Raw genomic sequence first — 17,710 nt, forward strand, 5'->3', positions numbered from 1 at the left:
GCCACCGGCAGGGTGGCGGTGGCTACGGCAGTACCCGGCACAGGGCCTCCAGGGCTGCTGTCCAGGCGTGGTCCGACGGGGTGCCGTAGCCGACGACCAGGGCGTCCAGGGGGGCGGTGACGGAGTGCTCGTGGCGGAAGGTGGTCAGGCCCTGTAGGGCCAGGCCCTGCCAGGCGGCGGACTGAAGCACCGACTGTTCGGTGCCGGGCGGGAGCCGCAGAACGGCGTGCAGTCCGGCCGCGATACCGGTGACCTGGACCTCGGGGGCGCGGGCGGCCAGGGCCGCGACGAGGGTGTCACGGCGGCGCCGGTAGCGCAGCCGGGCGGCGCGCACATGGCGGTCGTAGGCGCCGGAGGTGAGGAACTCGGCCAGGGATAGCTGGTCCAGCACCCCGCAGCTGTCGCTGTGCCCCTTGGCGGCGGCGCACTCGTCCACGAGGGACGGGGGCAGCACCATCCAGCCGAGCCGCAGGCCGGGGGCGAGCGACTTACTGGCGGTGCCGAGGTGGACGACATGGTCGGGGGCCAGACCCTGGAGCGCGCCGACGGGCTGGCGGTCGTAGCGGAACTCGCCGTCGTAGTCGTCCTCCAGGACCAGGCCGCCGGTGCGCCGTGCCCAGTCCACGGCGGCGGCCCGCCGGTCGGGGTGCAGGGCCGTGCCCATCGGGAACTGGTGGGCGGGCGTGAGCAGCACGGCGCCCGCGTCCGGGATGGCGCGGGTGTCGGTGGCCAGGTCGTCGTAGGGCAGCGGGCGCGTGGCCAGGCGGGCGGCGGCCAGCAGGTCCCAGTGCACGGGCAGGCCGTAGGACTCGACGGCGACGGTGCGGACGCCGCGGGAGCGCAGTACCGCGGCGAGGATCTTCAGGCCCTGCGCGAACCCGGCGCACACCAGGATGTTCTCGGGCTCGGCGCGGACGCCGCGGGAGCGGGCGAGGTAGCCGGCGAGGGCGGTGCGCAGCTCGGGCCGGCCGCGCGGGTCGCCGTAACCGAGGGCGTCGGTGGGGGCGGTGGTGAGGGCGCGGCGGGCGGCCTTGAGCCATTCGGTGCGCGGGAAGGCGGAGAGGTCGGGGGTGCAGGCGATCAGGTTGTGGGTGGGCCGGTCGGCGGCACGGCGGCGGGGTGCCCGGCCGGCCACCGGGATGGCCACCGGGCCGGCCGGGGATGGTATCCCCGTGGCCACCCGGGTCCCCGAGCCCTGCCGGGCGGTGAGCCAGCCCTCGGCGACGAGGTCGGCATAGGCGTCGGCGACGGTGTTGCGGGCGATGTCGAGGTCGGCGGCGAGGGTGCGGGAGGAGGGCAGCCGGGTGCCGGGGGCGAGGCGGCCGGTGCGTACGGCGTCCCGCAGCGCATCGGTGAGGCCGCGCCGCAGGCCGAGCGAGCCGGTCGGTTCCAGATGCAGGTCGATACCCAAAGTGGCCCAGGATTCCGCCATGGAAATGGACCATACTCCTGGGCTGCCTGGCTTCTAGGGTCGAGGACATGACCGCACAGGAAAGCATGCAGTACGCACCCGAAACCGCACCCCGCCTGCGCATGGCCGAGCTGGCGCCGGACGTGTACAAGGCGATGATCCGTCTGGACACCGCGGCCAAGCGGGGCCTGGACCCCAAGCTGTACGAACTGGTGAAGATCCGGGCCTCGCAGATCAACCACTGCGCGTTCTGCCTCGACATGCACACCAAGGACGCTCTCGCGGCCGGTGAGAGCGTCGAGCGGATCGTGCAGCTGAGCGCGTGGGAGGAGTCGCGGCACTTCTACACCGACAAGGAGCTGGCGGCGATCGAGCTGACCGAGGCGATCACGGTCCTCACCGAAGGCTTTGTGCCCGACGAGGTGTACGACAAGGCCGCCGCGCTCTTCGAGGAGGCCGAGCTGGCGCAGCTGATCGCCGCCATCACGGTGATCAACGCCTGGAACCGGCTCGGGGTGACCACCCGGATGACGCCGGGCCACTACCAGCCGGGGCAGCACGCCTGACCCATACCCCGCTGCTCGACCCCGGTCCGGGTTCGTGGCGCGCGGCAGACGGCCCGGATTCTGTCCGGGCCCCCGGGCGCAGACCGGCACGGAAGCAAACGGGCCGGAAGTAAACGGAACGGAAGTAAACGGAACGGGACGGAGGCAGAGGCGGACGGAGGCGGACGGAGGCAGACGGGGGTGGAAACGGCCGCGGGCCCCGCGCCGGGGTGATCCCGAGGGGGACCGGAGCGGGGCCCGCGTGGCTCGTGGCGGGACGTCGACGAGCGGTGGCTCAGATGAGGCCGAGGGCGCGGACCGCCTCGCGCTCCTCCGCCAGCTCCTTGACGGAGGTGTCGATGCGGGCGCGGGAGAAGTCGTTGATCTCCAGGCCCTGCACGATCTCGTAGCGGCCGCCCTCGGTGGTGACCGGGAAGGAGGAGATGAGGCCCTCCGGGACGCCGTAGGAACCGTCCGACGGGATGCCCATGGAGGTCCAGTCGCCGTCGGCGGTGCCGTTGACCCAGGTGTGGATGTGGTCGACGGCGGCGTTGGCGGCGGAGGCCGCGGAGGAGGCGCCCCGGGCCTCGATGATCGCGGCGCCGCGCTTGGCGACGGTCGGGATGAACTCCTCGGCCAGCCACTTCTCGTCGCCCACGACCTCGGCGGCGTTCTTGCCGGCGACGGTGGCGTGGAAGATGTCCGGGTACTGGGTGGCGGAGTGGTTGCCCCAGATCGTCAGGCGCTTGATGTCGGCGACCGTCGAACCCGTCTTCTTCGCCAGCTGGGTCAGCGCGCGGTTGTGGTCGAGGCGGGTCATCGCGGTGAAGCGGTCGGCCGGTACGTCCGGGGCGGCGGCCTGCGCGATGAGCGCGTTGGTGTTGGCCGGGTTTCCGACGACGAGGACCTTGATGTCGTCCGCGGCGTGGTCGTTGATGGCCTTGCCCTGCGGCTTGAAGATGCCGCCGTTGGCCTCCAGGAGGTCACCGCGCTCCATGCCCTTGGTGCGCGGCCGGGCGCCCACGAGGAGGGCGACGTTGGCGCCGTCGAAGGCGACGTTCGGGTCGTCCGTGATGTCGATGCCCTGTAGGAGCGGGAACGCGCAGTCGTCCAGCTCCATGGCCGTGCCCTCGGCCGCCTTCAGTGCCGGGGTGATCTCCAGGAGGCGCAGTTTGACCGGCACGTCCGCGCCGAGCAGCTGGCCGGAGGCGATGCGGAAGAGCAGGGCGTAACCGATCTGGCCGGCCGCGCCGGTGACGGTGACGTTCACGGGAGTGCGGGTCATGGCGTTCTCCGTATGACAGCTGGCGGTGGGGCGTCCCTGCCCCGGGGGTACGGGATCCCCGCCCCGGCTTGTGACCGGCGCCCGCCGCGATGATCGATCACGGTTCGGATGATCGATCTCTTGGCGTCAAGAGAGATCCAGCGGTCAGGCTATCGCGCATCCGCCATGCCGGACCGCCCGCCCCGTGTGGCCCACCCCACAGCGCCCGGAAGGGGCGGCCGCCCGTCCGGGAGAGGTGAGACAAGGGCGGCCGCCGCTCTGGGACACCGGAGTCCGGATCCCGTGGGGGTACGGTTCGCGTGCCCCCGATGACTGAGACCATGCGCACCCCACGGCGATTCTTCACAACGGGGGCACCGCCGACCCGCGTCTTCGGAACGGGGGCGCCGCCGGCCCGTGGGGTTCCCGGCGAGCGCCCTCACGATCCCGGTGCCGCTATGGGGTGCAGCCCGTCTGGCCCGTGGACAGGGTGGCGCAAGCCTTCGCCTCCGTAGCGGTCTTGACGGCCACCATCGGGGTGTACGCGATGGTGTCACCGGTCGTGTCGACCGCGCCGGTGCGGCTGGTGGTGCCGGCGGCGACGCGGATCTCGTCGCCCTGCCCGGCGCCGGTGATCCGCCCCCATGCCGCCTCGCAGGTCTTGCTGTAGCGGACCTCGACGGTGGTGGTGCCGACGGTGGTGGTGTTGGTGGTGGTCACCAGGTCGCCGCTGCACCCCATGGCCTCGGCGTCCTTGCCCGTGCAACCGCTGCCCGCGCATTTGACCCCGGCGGGCAGGTCGGCCGCGGTACTGGCGGACGGGGAGGGCGACTTGTCCGTGCCCTCGTTCTTCCGCTCGCCACCGTTGTCGGTCAGCAAGAAGACGGCGGCGATGACGACGAGCACGCCGACGAGGCCGGCCAGGAACATCGCCGTCCGCCGCTTGCCGCCCGGCCCCCCGGACGCGGCGCCGCCGGAGCCCGGCGCCTCGGGCGGCCGCCCGTACGGGCCCGGGGCTCCAGGGGTCCAGCCGGCACCGTTCGGGGATGCGGAGGCGGATGCGGATGTGGAGGGGGAGACGGAGGAGGCAGGGGACGGAGCGGGGGTGGACGGCGACGGCGTGCGGCCGCCCGCCCGTGAAGGGCCCTGGTACCCGGCCAGGGCCCAGGAGTTGCCGCCCGTCCCGGGATTCCGCCCGGCCCCCTCGCGCGCGTCGGCGTCGGGCGCCGTCGGCTGGGGCGGGATCGTCGGGGACACGCCCGTGGGGCCCGCGACCCCCGGCGTCGCCGTCGTGCTGCCGCCCTTGCGGGCCGGCCCGCCCCGGCTCCCGCCCGTCGCCGGCCCGCCGAACTCCCCCAGCGCGGCGCGCGCCTGGGAGATACGTATCGCCTCCATGGTCATGTCGTGGCGCATCTCCGAACGGCTCCAGGCACGTTCGGCGAGCTCCCACACGGTGGTGAGGTGGATGGGATTCGTGCCGGTGACCTCGGCGAGCGCGACGATCGCGCCCTTCGGCGCGAGAAGCCGTCCGTTGAGGTAACGCTCCCAGGACGTCTTGCTGTAGCCCGTGCGGTCGGCCAGCGCCGCGACGCTCAGCCCGCTGCGGTCCACGAGCCGCCGCAACTGGCTCGCGAACTCCTTGATCTGCGGATCGAGTTCATCCGGCAAGGCTTTCCAACGAGGCATGAGCTCCCCCTCTTCCCCCGGTCGGTGCTGTTGTGTTCCCGGCGTCTCCCCCGCGCTTCCCGCGTGGCACCCCGCCGCCAGTCCCCGTTCTGGCTACCCACGGGGATGCGTCCTCCTAAAGGATCGCAGTTCCGCGGAAGGGGGCGCACGGGAGCATCGGACCCGTTGGTCATGCACCGTTGCACGCCTCCCGGCGCCGGGTCCACCGGGCCGTCGCGATGGGACACGTTAGCCCGGTTGTGCGTGCATTCCTGACGCATCCCCGAATTTGTCAAGACATCGGCACAGTCCGCACGGAGTGGTGACATCGCCCGTCACAGGGGCGGTCCGGGCGCCCGGGGGCCCCACTTTGTCGCAGGGCGCGGACACCGTACCGGAACGGTCACTTCCGTGCCACAGCGCCCGGACAGGCGTTGAACAGGCCACTCATGGCACGGAAGGGTTGAGACGCGACGGCGGTCCCGTCCTCCTCGGGGGAGGGGATGGGCCGCCGTCCTCCGGCGAGGGCGCCGGTCCTCTCGGGTCGACGGCCCTCTCGGGTCGACCGGCCCCTCGGGTCGACCGGCCCCTCGGGTCGACCGGCCCCTCGGATTGGGGCACCTTCAGATCATTGACCCTTCGGATCATTGGCCCTTCGTCATTGGCCCTTCGGGTCATTGGTTCAGCGTGAAGTGCAGGGTGTCCTTCAGGAACGGGATTTCCAGCCACGGCCTGGGCTGGGCCATCATCGCCAGCAGGACGATCGCGAGCCCCAGCACGCCGTAGGTGGCGATGTCCGTGAAGCGCGAGCGCACGGCGAGCATGCCGACACCGGGCAGGACCCAGCGCAGCACCGCGCCGGCCAGCAGGGCGGCGCCGATCAGCAGCGTCCCGTACCGGACCACGTCGAGGGCGATCAGCAGCAGACCCAGGGCGACCGCGGACAGCACGACGAGCAGCGGCCACTGGCGGGCCGGTGCCGGCAGGTCACCGGACGCGGCCCGGCCGCCGCCCTCGGGGCGCGCGGTGTCCCTGGTGAACAGCGGGAAGCGGCCCGTGGCCCGCTTGGGGCGGCCCGTGGTGCCGGGCGCGCCGCTCGCGCCGACTGTGTCGCGGACCGTCGTCCCCGCCGTCTCCGCGTCCGGGCGGGTGTTCTCAGCCGGCACTGCGCTCCGCCGCCTCGACCACGTTGACGAGCAGCTGCGCGCGGGTCATCGGGCCCACGCCGCCCGGGTTCGGCGAGATCCACCCGGCGACCTCGGCGACCTCGGGGTGGACATCGCCGACGATCTTGCCGTCGGCGCTGCGCGAGACGCCCACGTCCAGGACCGCGGCGCCGGGCTTGACGTCCTCGGGCCGGATCAGATGGGCGGAACCGGCCGCCGCGACGATGATGTCCGCGCGCCGGAGGTGGGACGACAGATCACGGGTGCCGGTGTGGCACTGGGTGACCGTGGCGTTCTCGCTGCGTCGGGTGAGCAGCAGCGGCATCGGACGGCCGATGGTCACGCCGCGGCCGACGACCACCACCTCGGCGCCCTTGATCTCCACGCCGTGGCGACGCAGCAGGGTCAGCACGCCGTTGGGGGTGCAGGGCAGCGGGGCGGGCTCGTTCAGCACGAGGCGGCCCAGGTTCATCGGGTGCAGGCCGTCCGCGTCCTTGTCCGGGTCCATCAGCTCCAGGACGCGGTTCTCGTCGATGCCCTTGGGCAGCGGCAGCTGGACGATGTAGCCGGTGCAGGCGGGGTCCTCGTTCAGCTCGCGGACGACCGCCTCGATCTCCTCCTGCGTCGCCGTACCGGGCAGCTCGCGCTGGATGGAGGCGATGCCCACCTGGGCGCAGTCCCGGTGCTTGCCGGCGACGTACTTCTGGCTGCCTGGGTCGTCCCCGACCAGGATCGTGCCGAGGCCGGGCGTGATGCCCTTCTCCTTGAGCGCCGCCACGCGGGCGGTCAGATCGGACTTGATCGCGGCTGCGGTGGCCTTGCCATCGAGAATCTGGGCGGTCATGCCCCCATCCTCCCGGATGACCGCCCCCTGGTTCCAATCCGGGGCCGCCCGTTCCCCCCGCTCCCGGTTCGCCCAAGATCGCCGATGTTGCGCTTGCACAACGCCTGGCGAATGCGGCTGGACAAGGGCTTGTCTCAGCCATGACGATGAAAGACGCAGTATCGCGGTCCGTGTTGGGGGGCAAACCGCTTATGTTCTGACGTTCCTCCGCGCCATCCGCATCGTCCCCGCAGTACAACGGAGGAAGTTCCGCCATGAGTTTCGGCTCGCCCCAGAACCCGTACGGCTCGCCGCAGAATCCCCAGGGGGGTTACGGCCAGCCGCAGCAGCCGGGTCAGCCCGGCTACGGCTACCCGCAGGCCCCGGGCGTCCCGCAGCAGCCGGGCTACGGCTACCCGCAGCAGCCCGGCTACCCGCAGCAGCCCGGCTACCTGGGCGGTGGCCCCGGCCCGCGCGTCGCGTCGATGGGCCGCCGGTTCGGCGCCCGCCTGATCGACTTCGTGGTCCTGTTCATCATCTACTTCATCTTCGCCGCCATCGGCCTCGCCGGCTCCCTCGGCGCGGCGAACGACTGCGACCCGAACGCCGCGAACTACAGCACCTGCATCAACGACGCGGGCTCCAGCTTCGCGGAGGGCTTCGGCGCCGTCTTCGGCGTCCTGGCCATCGCCGGTCTGCTCTACGAGTGGCTGATGACCGGCCTGGTGGGCGCGACCCTCGGCAAACTCGCCGTGGGCCTGCGCGTGGTGAAGGCCGACACCGGCCAGACGCCCGGCCTGGGCTCGGCGTTCATCCGCTGGATCATCCCGATGGTCGGCAGCCTCGCCTGCGGTATCGGCCAGCTGCTGGTGTATCTGTCCCCGTTCTGGGACAAGTCCGGGCGCCAGCAGGGCTGGCACGACAAGGCCGCGAGCACGATGGTCGTCCAGAACTGACCCGTCGGAACCGACCCACGGCGGACGCCGATCCGCGTCTTCACGCCAAGCACAGCCAAGGGCCGTGTCTCACCCGCACCGGGGGGGACACGGCCCTGGTGTGTCCTCCCGTGTGTCCCCCCTGGTCTGGCTCGGGAAGCCGTCAGGCACGGGTAGCCGTCCGGCACTGGAGCCGTCAGGCACAGGGAGACGTACCTTGCGCGGGGATCGGAAACCCGCCAACTTGCTGCTGATGACGGAGGGTTCGGCCGGAGATCGGCGAACGCAGCCGCCGGATCGGCCCGTCCGCCGAAGCCGATGTGTGGGCCTGCGGCGCGCTCGCCCCTCTCGTTTCTCACCGGGCCCTTCCCGTGCGTCGTCCACGCCCGGTGCGCGCGGGAGCCGTGACTGTCGCCCGAACTGCCGGGCGCGTGGCGGGAGATCGCTCGCGACCGCCCGGCCGTACGCACGCCGACCGCGTGCCGACCGGGGCGCTCCCGCGCCAGGTCGGGGCGACGGCGGGGACGGGCCGCCCCCGCGCCAGGTCGGGGCGACGGCCGGGACGGGACGCCCCCGACAGCCGTCGCGTCCTGCGAACCTCGGCAGCCTTCCGCGCGTGCGGGGCGCCACGCGGTCGCAGCCGTGCCACGCCACGGCCCCCCTCCCCTTGCGAAGGCCGCCGCATCAGACCCGCACGGCCCCCGCGCGACAACGTCACGCGGGGGCCGTGCGGAAAACGACCGTCAGCGGGAGGCGACCGTCAACGGGGAGACGACCGTCAGTGGACGGAAACCGTCAGTGGAAGAAGTGCCGCGTCCCCGTGAAGTACATGGTGACGCCGGCGTTCTTCGCGGCCTCCACGACCAGTTCGTCGCGGACCGAGCCGCCGGGCTGGACGACGGCCCGGACGCCGGCCGCGGTGAGGATCTCCAGACCGTCCGGGAAGGGGAAGAACGCGTCGGAGGCGGCGTACGAGCCCTGGGCGCGCTCGGCGCCGGCCCGCTCGACGGCCAGCTTCGCCGAGTCGACCCGGTTGACCTGGCCCATCCCGACGCCCACCGAGGCACCGTCCTTGGCGAGCAGGATGGCGTTGGACTTGACGGCCCGGCATGCCTTCCAGGCGAAGGCCAGTTCGCGCAGCTCCTCGGCGGTGAGGGCCTCCCCCGTGGCCAGCGTCCAGTTGGCCGGATCGTCGCCCTCCGCCTGGAGCCGGTCGGTGGCCTGGAGCAGGACACCGCCGTCGATCTGCTGGGCCTCCACCCGGTTGCACGGGCCGTTCGGGGCCCTGAGCACCCGGATGTTCTTCTTCCTGGTGAGGGCCTCCAGGGCCCCTTCTTCGTAGTCGGGCGCGACGATGACCTCGGTGAAGATCTCGGCGACCTGCTCCGCCATCTCCTTGCTGACCGGCCGGTTCACGGCGATCACACCGCCGAAGGCGGACAGCGGGTCGCAGGCGTGCGCCTTGCGGTGCGCCTCGGCGACGTCCGCGCCGATCGCGACGCCGCACGGATTGGCGTGCTTGATGATCGCGACGCACGGCTCGTCGTGGTCGTACGCGGCACGGCGGGCGGCGTCCGTGTCCGTGTAGTTGTTGTACGACATCTCCTTGCCGTGTACCTGCTCGGCGCGCGCCAGACCGCCGCCGGTGCCGTCGACGTAGAGGGCGGCCGGCTGGTGCGGGTTCTCGCCGTAGCGCAGGGTGTTCGCGCGCTCCCAGGTGGCGCCGAGGAAGTCGGGGAAGGGCGACGCGTCGACCGGCGCGTACTCGCTCGCGAACCAGCTCGCGACCGCCACGTCGTAGGCTGCCGTGTGCTGGAACGCCTCCGCGGCCAGCCGCTTGCGGGCGGCGAGGCCGAAGCCGCCGTCCCGTACGGCGGCGAGGACGTCGGCGTACCGCTCGGGGCTGGTGACGACGGCCACGGACGGGTGGTTCTTGGCCGCGGCCCGCACCATGGACGGTCCGCCGATGTCGATCTGCTCGACGCATTCATCGGGCGAGGCACCGGAGGCGACGGTCTCACGGAACGGGTACAGGTTGACGACGACGAGGTCGAACGGCTCGACACCCAGCTCGGCCAGCTGCTGCCGGTGACTCTCCAGCCGCAGGTCGGCGAGGATGCCCGCGTGGACCCTGGGGTGGAGGGTCTTGACCCGACCGTCCAGGCACTCGGGGAATCCGGTGAGTTCCTCGACCTTGGTGACGGGCACGCCGGCCGCGGCGATCCGCCTGGCGGTGGAGCCGGTGGAGACCAGTTCGACGCCGGCCTCGTGCAGCCCGCGCGCGAGCTCCTCAAGCCCGGTCTTGTCATAGACGCTGACGAGCGCGCGACGGATCGGCCGCTCGCCGCTCTCGATGCTCTCGGCGGTCACTGGATAACTACCTTTCGTCCATCAATGCGATGGCCGTGGCGGGCGAGCCTGCCGACGACCTCGACGAGCAGCCTTCGCTCGACTTCCTTGATGCGCTCGTGCAGCGCGCTCTCGTCGTCCTCGTCCCGGACCTCCACCACGCCCTGAGCGATGATCGGCCCGGTGTCGACGCCGTCGTCGACGAAGTGGACGGTGCAACCGGTGACCCTGACGCCGTACGCGAGCGCATCCCGCACGCCGTGGGCGCCCGGAAAGCTGGGCAGCAGCGCGGGATGCGTGTTGACGAAGCGTCCGCCGTACCGCGCGAGGAACTCCTTGCCGACGATCTTCATGAACCCGGCGGACACGACGAGGTCGGGCCGGTGGGCGGCGACGGCCTCGGCGAGCGCGGCGTCCCACTCCTCACGGTTGCCGTAGTCCTTGACCCGGCGCACGAAGGTCGGCACCCCGGCGCGCTCGGCCCGGGCCAGCCCCTCGATCCCCTCGCGGTCGGCGCCGACGGCCACGATCCGCGCGCCGTATGCCTCGGCGCCCTCGGTCGCGATCTCGTCGAGGAGCGCCTGCAGATTGCTGCCGGATCCGGAGACCAGCACGACGAGGCGCTTGACCTCGGGCTTGGCGGCCACGATGGGGCCCTTTCTCGGGGAGGGTCGGTACGACGGCCGGACCCGTACGGCAGTTTGTACATTCGTACGATTGCTTCGCGCCCCTGGAGACGGGGAACCCTACGAAGCAGTCGGCCGTCAGCAACGATACCGGCACTGGGGAAGGCCCCCACGGGACGGGGGCATGGCCGGAAGGTAGCGTCTGGGAGGGAGCGGTTCGGGAACGCTGTCGTAGCGCGGTGCGTTGCCGAAGTGTCAGCTCACACCAGACAGCCGTAATCACCTAGGGGAAGACGCTCATTTGATGCCGGACCGCAGTCTGCGACTCCTCACGTTCCCCCCGCAGTCGGTGCAGGGAGGGGAGCGTGGTGCCGTGCTGGTGCGGGAGCGGCCGGCCTCACCGCCCGACGCGCCCTCGGGCGGGCAGAACGGGGATGAGCGGGGCGGCGCAGCGCAGGACGACAATCCGTTCGCGCCGCCGCCGGAGGGCACGCCGGACCGTCCGTGGCAGCCGCGGCGACCCGCGGGCGGGGACGACTCCTCCTCGGACGAGAACGGCGCCCCGCAGCAACCCTCCCCCTGGGGCAGCCAGTGGAGCGACCGGCAGCCCGGCCGTTCCTCCGGTGGCTTCGGCGAGCGCCCCGGCGCCGGCCCGGAGGGCCCGGGCGGCGGCGCCCCCGGCTCCGGCATGCGCTGGGACCCGACGGACCCCGCCCAACGCCGCGCCCGGTACGCCCTGCTGTGCGGGATGTGGGCCTTCTTCTTCGCCCTGTTCAGCTGGTCGTACGTGGCCCTGCTGTTGGGTGCGCTGGCCCTGTACTGGGGCGTCAGCGCGCTCCGCGCCAAGCCGCGCACGCCGGACCCGGACAACCCCGGGCCCGCGCAGACCGGCCGCCCGCAGACCGGCCGCCCGCACACCGCGGCGGCGGTCAGCGGCCTGGTCACCGCGGCGTTGGCCCTCGCCCTGGTCGCCGCGTCGTTCACGGCACAGCTGGTCTACCGCGACTACTACACCTGCGTGAACGACGCCCTGACCAACGAGGCCAAGCAGTCCTGCGACCACCTGCTCCCCCGGGAACTCCGCACCCTCCTGAGCACCAACACCTGACCACACCCCAACAGAACGGGGCTCCACCCGCCCCGGCGAGACGCCGACCGCACACCTGACAAGGCCGATCCCCCAGCCCAGCCCACTGAGACGACCACTTCCCAGCCGAGGGAGACGGCCGCGCCCGACCCAGCGAAATAGGTCCGTCACGGCCCACCAGGACGGCCGCACCGCCCCCTCGGTCCGCTGAGACGGTCTCTTCTCAGCCGACGGAGACGGCTCCGCCTCGGCCCACCGAGGCGGAGCTTCCCAACTCACAAAGCCGATCGCCCAACCCATCGACACAGCCTCGCCCGGCCCAGCGAAACGGTCCCGGCCGAGCCGCGCCTTCGGCCCACCGAACGGTCTCTTCTCAGCTGGCCGAGTCGACCGCACCTCACCCTGCCAGGACGGCGCCCCCGAGCCACAAACCGATCACCCCACCCACCGGAAACAGCCCCGCCCCGCCCAACAAAACAGTCCCTCATCGCCCGCCAGGACGGCCGCGCCGCCCCCTCGGTCCGCTGAGACGGTCTCTTCTCAGCTGGCCGAGTCGGGGGGGTGGGCGAGGGGTCGGGGGTGCAGGGGGCGGAGGCCCCTTGCGGGGGTCGCGGAAGGTGGGGGGTTCATGGCGTCCCTTGCCGTTCCGGCGTCACCGTGCCTCCGGTGGTGTCGCCTCGCGCAGGGCCGCCCAGCGGGTCTCACGGGATGCGTCGTCATGCCACGCCGACACCCCGGGATCATCGGCCGACAGCAAGTCGTACGCGTCGGGCCCCGCAAACCCCCCGCCCCGCTCCGCGGCCTGCGCCACCGGGAGGGCCGCCCCCTTCGGCTCCGGCCCCGCAGCCGTCCCCCGCCCCCGTCCCGACCGCCCCCGCGACAAGTACGCCCGCACCCGCCAGGTCCGCACCCGCCACGCCCGTACCAGCAACGCCACCGGCACCCCCACCACCACGATCCACGCCCCCGCCGCGCCCCCCGCCTGCCACCACACAGGACCGAACCGGGCGAGCGCCGCGACGCCGAGCGGACCGCCCGCCGCCTCGGCGAGCACCGCGAACACCGCCGCGCACATCCCCGCAGCCTGCACCACCACGCCCGCGGTCCGCGCGGCGGACCACGCGGACTGCCCCGCCATCACCGCCGTATCCGCGCCGACACCCGTATCCGCGTCCGGGCGCGCGTCCCGCCGTCCCACGGCCGCCGCGACCGTGAACCAGGCCACAGTCAGCCCCGCCGCCACCGGAACCGCCCCGGCCGCCCAGTCGAACGGCTCTCCCGCCCCCGCGTCCGGGACCGCCACCAGCAGCGGGAACGGCGGCAGCAGCGGCGCCGGATCGGAGGACAGCGGGGACACCACGTGCCCCGTACCGAGGACGAACCCGGGCCCGAGACCGTAGGCCGCCGACCAGACCGCCGCGTTCGGCACCAGCCCCACGCACAGCAGCAGCACCGCGAACCGCCCGGACCAGCCATCCGTCAGGTGCAGAAAGGACTCGCGGGCCGCCCCGCCGTGCGCCACCAGGGACACCGCGAGCAGCAGCGCCCCGCCCCCGACGAGCACCGCCGCCCCGGCCCCGGCGGCCCGCGCGGCCGTACCGAGGCCCGAACCCGATCCGGGAGCCGGTCGGCGCGACCACTCCGCCCACGGCGCCGACAGACCCGACAGACCCGGCAGCGGCACCAGCGGGCGGCCGTACGCGGTCCACACCCCCACCGCCGCCGCCCCTGCGGCAACCAGCGGCACGCACACCGCGGCCCAGCTCCACTCCGGCCGCAGCTCGCCGCCGTCGGCGTACACGGTGGCGAGGCCGGCGACGGCGAGGTAGCCGAGAACGACACCGGCCCACGCCGTGCGCGCGGCGACCGGCGGCGGCCCGTCGGAGTCCTCGGGCGCATCCACCGCGTCCCGTGCCGCCCGGTACAGCAGCCACACCGGCGGCAGAAGGAGCAGCAGCGGGGTGATGCCCATGGGCGCGGGGACACCGGACAGCGTGTCGGTGCGGATCAGTTCGACCCCGTGCGCGAGCAGCCACAGCGCGGCGGCCACATGCAGCGCACTGCCCGGACCGCTGTCGGGATACGGCGAACTGATCCACAGCAGCAGCACGAGCACGGCGGAGGAGCCGAGTCCCAGACCGGCCGCGACCACCCCGCCCACGAGGCTCGCGCCCCACCCGGGCGAGCGGTCCCGCAGCCAGGCCAGCAGGGGCGACAACGACGGTCGGCGAGCGGTCATCTGCATCACGACCGCCATGCTCCCAACGACACGCGCTTTCGCGCCGTAACGGGAGAACCACCGAAGTGTCGCCCAATATATGTTTATGTTCTTTTTCACACGAAAGGGCGTACAGTGACGAAGAGCCCCGCGAAACCGCCGCCGCGGCCCGGAGGGAAAAGGGCGACGGGCCGTCACAAAACCGCGGTGGCTGAGGTCGTGACGGACCCCCAGCCCTGCCCGGCCCCCCTCGCGGCCCCCCTCATGACCGAGGACACGCCCACGGCCCCCGCCCTGACGCCCACTCAGGCATTCGACGCCCTCTACGCGTTCTGCGCCCCCGCCCTCGTACGGCAGACCTATCTGCTCACCGGGCGCCGCGAACTCGCCCGCGAGTCCGTGGAACGGGCCTTCCAACTGGCCTGGCAGAACTGGCCGGAGGTGGCCCTGGACCGGGACCCCGCGGGCTGGGTGCGGGCGACGGCGTACGAGTGCGCCCTGTCCCCCTGGCACCGCTTCCGCCCGCGCTTCCGGTACCCCGAACCACCGCCCGCCGACCCCTGCGACCGCGCGCTGCTGAAGGCGCTCCTCGGTCTGCCGCCGTCGTACCGCCGCACGCTCGTGCTGTACGACGGCGTCGGGCTCGGTCTGCCGGAGACCGCGGCGGAGACGGAGGCGAGCACCCCGGCGGCGGCGAACCGGCTGACGCGCGCACGCGCCGAGCTGGCCGCACTCGTCCCGGAGCTGTCGGACCCCGCGGTGCTCCACCGGCGGCTGGCCGAGCTGGCCTCCATGGAGCGGCTGCGGGCGCAGCGGCCGGAGCCGGTGCGGACCCGCGGCGAGCGCCGGAACCGCTTCTGGACCCAGGCCGCCATCGCCTTCACGGTCGCGATCATCGGATCGACGGCGCTGACGCTGCGCACCGCGCCGACGCACTACGAGCCCCCGCTCGCCCCGGCGCAGGCGGTGCGGGGCGTTCCGCCGCAGCCCGCGCTGGGCCCGCTGTCGCACACGGAGCAGCAGCTGCGGGCCAAGCTGCGCACGGCGACCGCGAACGGGCCGGAACGGCTGGTGCCGTTCACCCGCTGAGCGGTCTCAGTCGCCGAGCGGTCTCAGTCGCCGAGTGGTCTCACTCGCCGAGCGGTCTCACTCGCTGAACGGACCACTCGCTGAGCGCACCGAAGGGGCCCGCATCCGGTCGGGATGCGGACCCCTTCGTCGGCCGCCGGGTCGGCGGGCGGGGCTGCGACCGGTCGATCAGCTGCCGAGGATGCCGCGGGCCAGCTTGGCGGTCTCGGTCGGCGTCTTGCCAACCTTGACGCCAGCGGCCTCCAGGGCCTCCTTCTTCGCCTGGGCGGTGCCGGACGAACCGGAGACGATGGCGCCGGCGTGGCCCATGGTCTTGCCCTCGGGGGCGGTGAAGCCCGCGACGTAGCCGACGACCGGCTTGGTCACGTTCTCCTTGATGAAGGCCGCGGCCCGCTCCTCGGCGTCGCCGCCGATCTCACCGATCATGACGATCAGGTCGGTGTCGGGGTCGTCCTGGAAGGCGGCCAGGGCGTCGATGTGCGTGGTGCCGATGATCGGGTCGCCACCGATGCCGACGGCCGTCGAGAAGCCGATGTCCCGCAGCTCGTACATCATCTGGTAGGTCAGCGTGCCGGACTTGGAGACCAGACCGATGCGGCCCGGCTTGGTGATGTCGCCCGGGATGATGCCGACGTTCGACTGGCCCGGGGTGATGATGCCGGGGCAGTTCGGGCCGATGATGCGGGTCTTGTCGCCCTTCTTGCCGGCGTACGCGTAGAAGGCCGCCGTGTCGTGCACGGCGATGCCCTCGGTGATCACGACGGCCAGCGGGATCCCGGCGTCGATGGCCTCGACGACCGCGTCCTTGGTGAACTTCTCCGGCACGAAGATGACGGAGACGTCGGCGCCGGTCTTCTCGATGGCCTCCTTGACGGTGCCGAAGACCGGTACCTCGGTGCCGTCGAAGTCGACGGTCTGACCCGCCTTGCGCGGGTTCACGCCGCCCACGACGTTGGTGCCGTCGCCCAGCATGAGCTTGGTGTGCTTCATGCCCGTGGCGCCGGTCATGCCCTGGACGATGACCTTGCTGTCCTTGTTGAGCCAGATAGCCATGGTGTCTTGATGTCCTCGTCCTCGGTGCTTACTTGGCGGCGGCCAGCTCGGCGGCCTTGTCGGCCGCGCCGTCCATGGTGTCGACGCGCTGCACCAGCGGGTGGGCGGCGTCGGAGAGGATCTTGCGACCCAGCTCGGCGTTGTTGCCGTCGAGGCGGACGACGAGCGGCTTGGTGACCTCCTCGCCCTTGTCCTCCAGCAGCTTCAGGGCCTGCACGATGCCGTTGGCGACCTCGTCACAGGCGGTGATGCCGCCGAAGACGTTCACGAACACGGAGCGCACGTCCGGGTCGCCGAGGATGATCTCCAGGCCGTTGGCCATGACCTGGGCGGAGGCGCCACCGCCGATGTCGAGGAAGTTGGCGGGCTTGACGCCACCGTGCTTCTCACCCGCGTACGCGACGACGTCCAGGGTCGACATGACCAGGCCGGCACCGTTGCCGATGATGCCGACCTCGCCGTCGAGCTTGACGTAGTTGAGATTCTTCTCCTTGGCGGCGGCCTCCAGCGGGTTGGCCGCGGCCTTGTCGTGGAGCTCCTCGAACTCGGGGTGGCGGAACTCGGCGTTGTCGTCCAGGGACACCTTGCCGTCGAGGGCGATGACCTCGCCGGAGACGACCTTGGCGAGCGGGTTCACCTCGACCAGGAGGGCGTCCTCCTTGATGAAGGTGTCCCACAGCTTGACGAGGACGTCGGCGACCTTGTCCGCGACCTCGGCCGGGAACGCGGCGGCCGCGACGATCTCGCGGGCCTTCTCGGGCGTCACACCGTCGATGGCGTCGATCGGAGTCTGGGCGACGGCCTCCGGACGGGTGGCCGCCACCTCCTCGATCTCCATGCCGCCCGCGACGGAGGCGATGGAGAGGAAGGTGCGGTTGGCGCGGTCGAGGAGGAAGGAGACGTAGTACTCCTCGACGATCTCCGGGGCGGTCTCGGCGATCATGACCTTGTGGACCGTGTGGCCCTTGATGTCCATGCCGAGGATGTCCGTCGCACGCGCCACGGCCTCGTCCGCGGACGCGGCCAGCTTCACGCCACCGGCCTTGCCACGACCACCGACCTTCACCTGCGCCTTGACGACCGACTTGCCGCCCAGTCGCTCGGTGATCTCGCGCGCCGCCTCAGGCGTGTCGATGACTTCACCGGCCAGCACCGGTACATCGTGCTTGGCGAAGAGGTCCCTCGCCTGGTACTCGAACAGGTCCACGCGCTTCCGTCCCTATCAGTGATCTCGCGGTTCGTTGGATGCGTGGGCGTGCCGCGAAGGGCAGCGTGACGTCCGCATGTGTCACAAGGGATGCGCACACGGTGTCCGAGCGCGCGGCATGTCCGTCTCGCAGGTTATCGCTGCTTCAGGGGGGCCTCTAAATCGCGGGTCACACCCGAGCGGTGATACCTGTCACATGATGCCGGGTGTGCTGGCACGGCGTGCCGTCTGCGCGGGGCCCCACCGGGTTGGGGTTGACCCGGTGGGGCCCC

At 72.3% G+C, this 17,710-nt stretch carries 14 protein-coding genes; 4 read left to right on the forward strand and 10 right to left on the reverse strand.

Annotation, left to right across the window (positions count from 1 at the left end):
* Positions 1-22 precede the first annotated feature (22 nt).
* Positions 23-1,432: a MocR-like pyridoxine biosynthesis transcription factor PdxR gene (pdxR, locus tag ACWEKM_RS03345; protein ID WP_451619450.1), complete on the reverse strand. Its 1,410-nt coding sequence runs from the start codon at positions 1,430-1,432 to the stop codon at positions 23-25.
* Between the two features lie 47 nt (positions 1,433-1,479).
* On the opposite strand from pdxR, the gene ACWEKM_RS03350 reads away from it, so the two are divergent.
* Positions 1,480-1,977 (forward strand): carboxymuconolactone decarboxylase family protein, encoded by a 498-nt coding sequence (locus ACWEKM_RS03350; RefSeq protein ID WP_451619451.1) that lies wholly within the window; start codon positions 1,480-1,482, stop codon positions 1,975-1,977.
* A 274-nt stretch (positions 1,978-2,251) separates the two neighbouring features.
* On the opposite strand, the gene ACWEKM_RS03355 is transcribed toward ACWEKM_RS03350, so the two are convergent.
* The 4 genes from ACWEKM_RS03355 to ACWEKM_RS03370 all read right to left on the reverse strand — a co-directional run bounded on the left by ACWEKM_RS03355 (position 2,252) and on the right by ACWEKM_RS03370 (position 6,895).
* Positions 2,252-3,241: a malate dehydrogenase gene (locus ACWEKM_RS03355; protein WP_451619452.1), complete on the reverse strand. Its 990-nt coding sequence runs from the start codon at positions 3,239-3,241 to the stop codon at positions 2,252-2,254.
* Positions 3,242-3,676: 435 nt separating this feature from the next.
* Positions 3,677-4,906 (reverse strand): DUF2690 domain-containing protein, encoded by a 1,230-nt coding sequence (locus ACWEKM_RS03360; protein ID WP_451619453.1) that lies wholly within the window; start codon positions 4,904-4,906, stop codon positions 3,677-3,679.
* A 653-nt stretch (positions 4,907-5,559) separates the two neighbouring features.
* Complete coding sequence (locus ACWEKM_RS03365; protein ID WP_451619454.1) at positions 5,560-6,051, reverse strand: DUF3017 domain-containing protein; 492 nt, start codon at positions 6,049-6,051, stop codon at positions 5,560-5,562.
* On the reverse strand, positions 6,041-6,895 hold the full coding sequence (locus ACWEKM_RS03370) for a bifunctional methylenetetrahydrofolate dehydrogenase/methenyltetrahydrofolate cyclohydrolase (protein ID WP_451619455.1): 855 nt from the start codon (positions 6,893-6,895) through the stop codon (positions 6,041-6,043). The genes ACWEKM_RS03365 and ACWEKM_RS03370 overlap by 11 nt, the downstream gene beginning before the upstream one ends.
* Before the next feature lie 254 nt (positions 6,896-7,149).
* Between ACWEKM_RS03370 and ACWEKM_RS03375 the strand changes: the two genes are divergently transcribed.
* Complete coding sequence (locus tag ACWEKM_RS03375) at positions 7,150-7,830, forward strand: RDD family protein (protein ID WP_451619456.1); 681 nt, start codon at positions 7,150-7,152, stop codon at positions 7,828-7,830.
* Between the two features lie 774 nt (positions 7,831-8,604).
* On the opposite strand, the gene purH is transcribed toward ACWEKM_RS03375, so the two are convergent.
* Positions 8,605-10,179 carry a bifunctional phosphoribosylaminoimidazolecarboxamide formyltransferase/IMP cyclohydrolase gene (gene purH, locus ACWEKM_RS03380; protein ID WP_451619457.1) on the reverse strand — a complete coding sequence of 525 codons (1,575 nt, stop codon included), beginning with the start codon at positions 10,177-10,179 and terminating at the stop codon, positions 8,605-8,607.
* Positions 10,176-10,805, reverse strand: coding sequence for a phosphoribosylglycinamide formyltransferase (gene purN, locus ACWEKM_RS03385; RefSeq protein WP_451619458.1), 630 nt, complete (start codon positions 10,803-10,805; stop codon positions 10,176-10,178). The genes purH and purN overlap by 4 nt, the downstream gene beginning before the upstream one ends.
* A gap of 283 nt (positions 10,806-11,088) precedes the next feature.
* On the opposite strand from purN, the gene ACWEKM_RS03390 reads away from it, so the two are divergent.
* Positions 11,089-11,892 carry a hypothetical protein gene (locus tag ACWEKM_RS03390; protein WP_451619459.1) on the forward strand — a complete coding sequence of 268 codons (804 nt, stop codon included), beginning with the start codon at positions 11,089-11,091 and terminating at the stop codon, positions 11,890-11,892.
* A gap of 631 nt (positions 11,893-12,523) precedes the next feature.
* On the opposite strand, the gene ACWEKM_RS03395 is transcribed toward ACWEKM_RS03390, so the two are convergent.
* On the reverse strand, positions 12,524-14,128 hold the full coding sequence (locus ACWEKM_RS03395) for a cell division protein PerM (RefSeq protein ID WP_451619460.1): 1,605 nt from the start codon (positions 14,126-14,128) through the stop codon (positions 12,524-12,526).
* A gap of 96 nt (positions 14,129-14,224) precedes the next feature.
* Here ACWEKM_RS03395 and ACWEKM_RS03400 point away from each other — a divergent pair, with 96 nt between their 5' ends.
* Complete coding sequence (locus tag ACWEKM_RS03400; RefSeq protein WP_451619461.1) at positions 14,225-15,178, forward strand: RNA polymerase sigma factor; 954 nt, start codon at positions 14,225-14,227, stop codon at positions 15,176-15,178.
* A 168-nt stretch (positions 15,179-15,346) separates the two neighbouring features.
* On the opposite strand, the gene sucD is transcribed toward ACWEKM_RS03400, so the two are convergent.
* Together sucD and sucC are read right to left on the reverse strand one after the other, a co-directional pair.
* Complete coding sequence (gene sucD, locus ACWEKM_RS03405; protein ID WP_451619462.1) at positions 15,347-16,231, reverse strand: succinate--CoA ligase subunit alpha; 885 nt, start codon at positions 16,229-16,231, stop codon at positions 15,347-15,349.
* Positions 16,232-16,259: 28 nt separating this feature from the next.
* Positions 16,260-17,438 carry an ADP-forming succinate--CoA ligase subunit beta gene (sucC, locus tag ACWEKM_RS03410; protein WP_451619463.1) on the reverse strand — a complete coding sequence of 393 codons (1,179 nt, stop codon included), beginning with the start codon at positions 17,436-17,438 and terminating at the stop codon, positions 16,260-16,262.
* Positions 17,439-17,710: the final 272 nt, after the last annotated feature.

The sequence above is a fragment of the Streptomyces sp. NPDC004752 genome (assembly GCF_053601275.1).

What these genes read in the sequence shown, in the direction of transcription:
- pdxR (WP_451619450.1), bottom strand. Translation starts at nt 1,432, where the DNA reads ATGGCGGAATCCTGGGCCACTTTGGGTATCGACCTGCATCTGGAACCG.
- ACWEKM_RS03350 (WP_451619451.1), top strand. Translation starts at nt 1,480, where the DNA reads ATGACCGCACAGGAAAGCATGCAGTACGCACCCGAAACCGCACCCCGC.
- ACWEKM_RS03355 (WP_451619452.1), bottom strand. Translation starts at nt 3,241, where the DNA reads ATGACCCGCACTCCCGTGAACGTCACCGTCACCGGCGCGGCCGGCCAG.
- ACWEKM_RS03360 (WP_451619453.1), bottom strand. Translation starts at nt 4,906, where the DNA reads ATGCCTCGTTGGAAAGCCTTGCCGGATGAACTCGATCCGCAGATCAAG.
- ACWEKM_RS03370 (WP_451619455.1), bottom strand. Translation starts at nt 6,895, where the DNA reads ATGACCGCCCAGATTCTCGATGGCAAGGCCACCGCAGCCGCGATCAAG.
- ACWEKM_RS03375 (WP_451619456.1), top strand. Translation starts at nt 7,150, where the DNA reads ATGAGTTTCGGCTCGCCCCAGAACCCGTACGGCTCGCCGCAGAATCCC.
- ACWEKM_RS03390 (WP_451619459.1), top strand. Translation starts at nt 11,089, where the DNA reads ATGCCGGACCGCAGTCTGCGACTCCTCACGTTCCCCCCGCAGTCGGTG.
- ACWEKM_RS03395 (WP_451619460.1), bottom strand. Translation starts at nt 14,128, where the DNA reads ATGGCGGTCGTGATGCAGATGACCGCTCGCCGACCGTCGTTGTCGCCC.
- sucD (WP_451619462.1), bottom strand. Translation starts at nt 16,231, where the DNA reads ATGGCTATCTGGCTCAACAAGGACAGCAAGGTCATCGTCCAGGGCATG.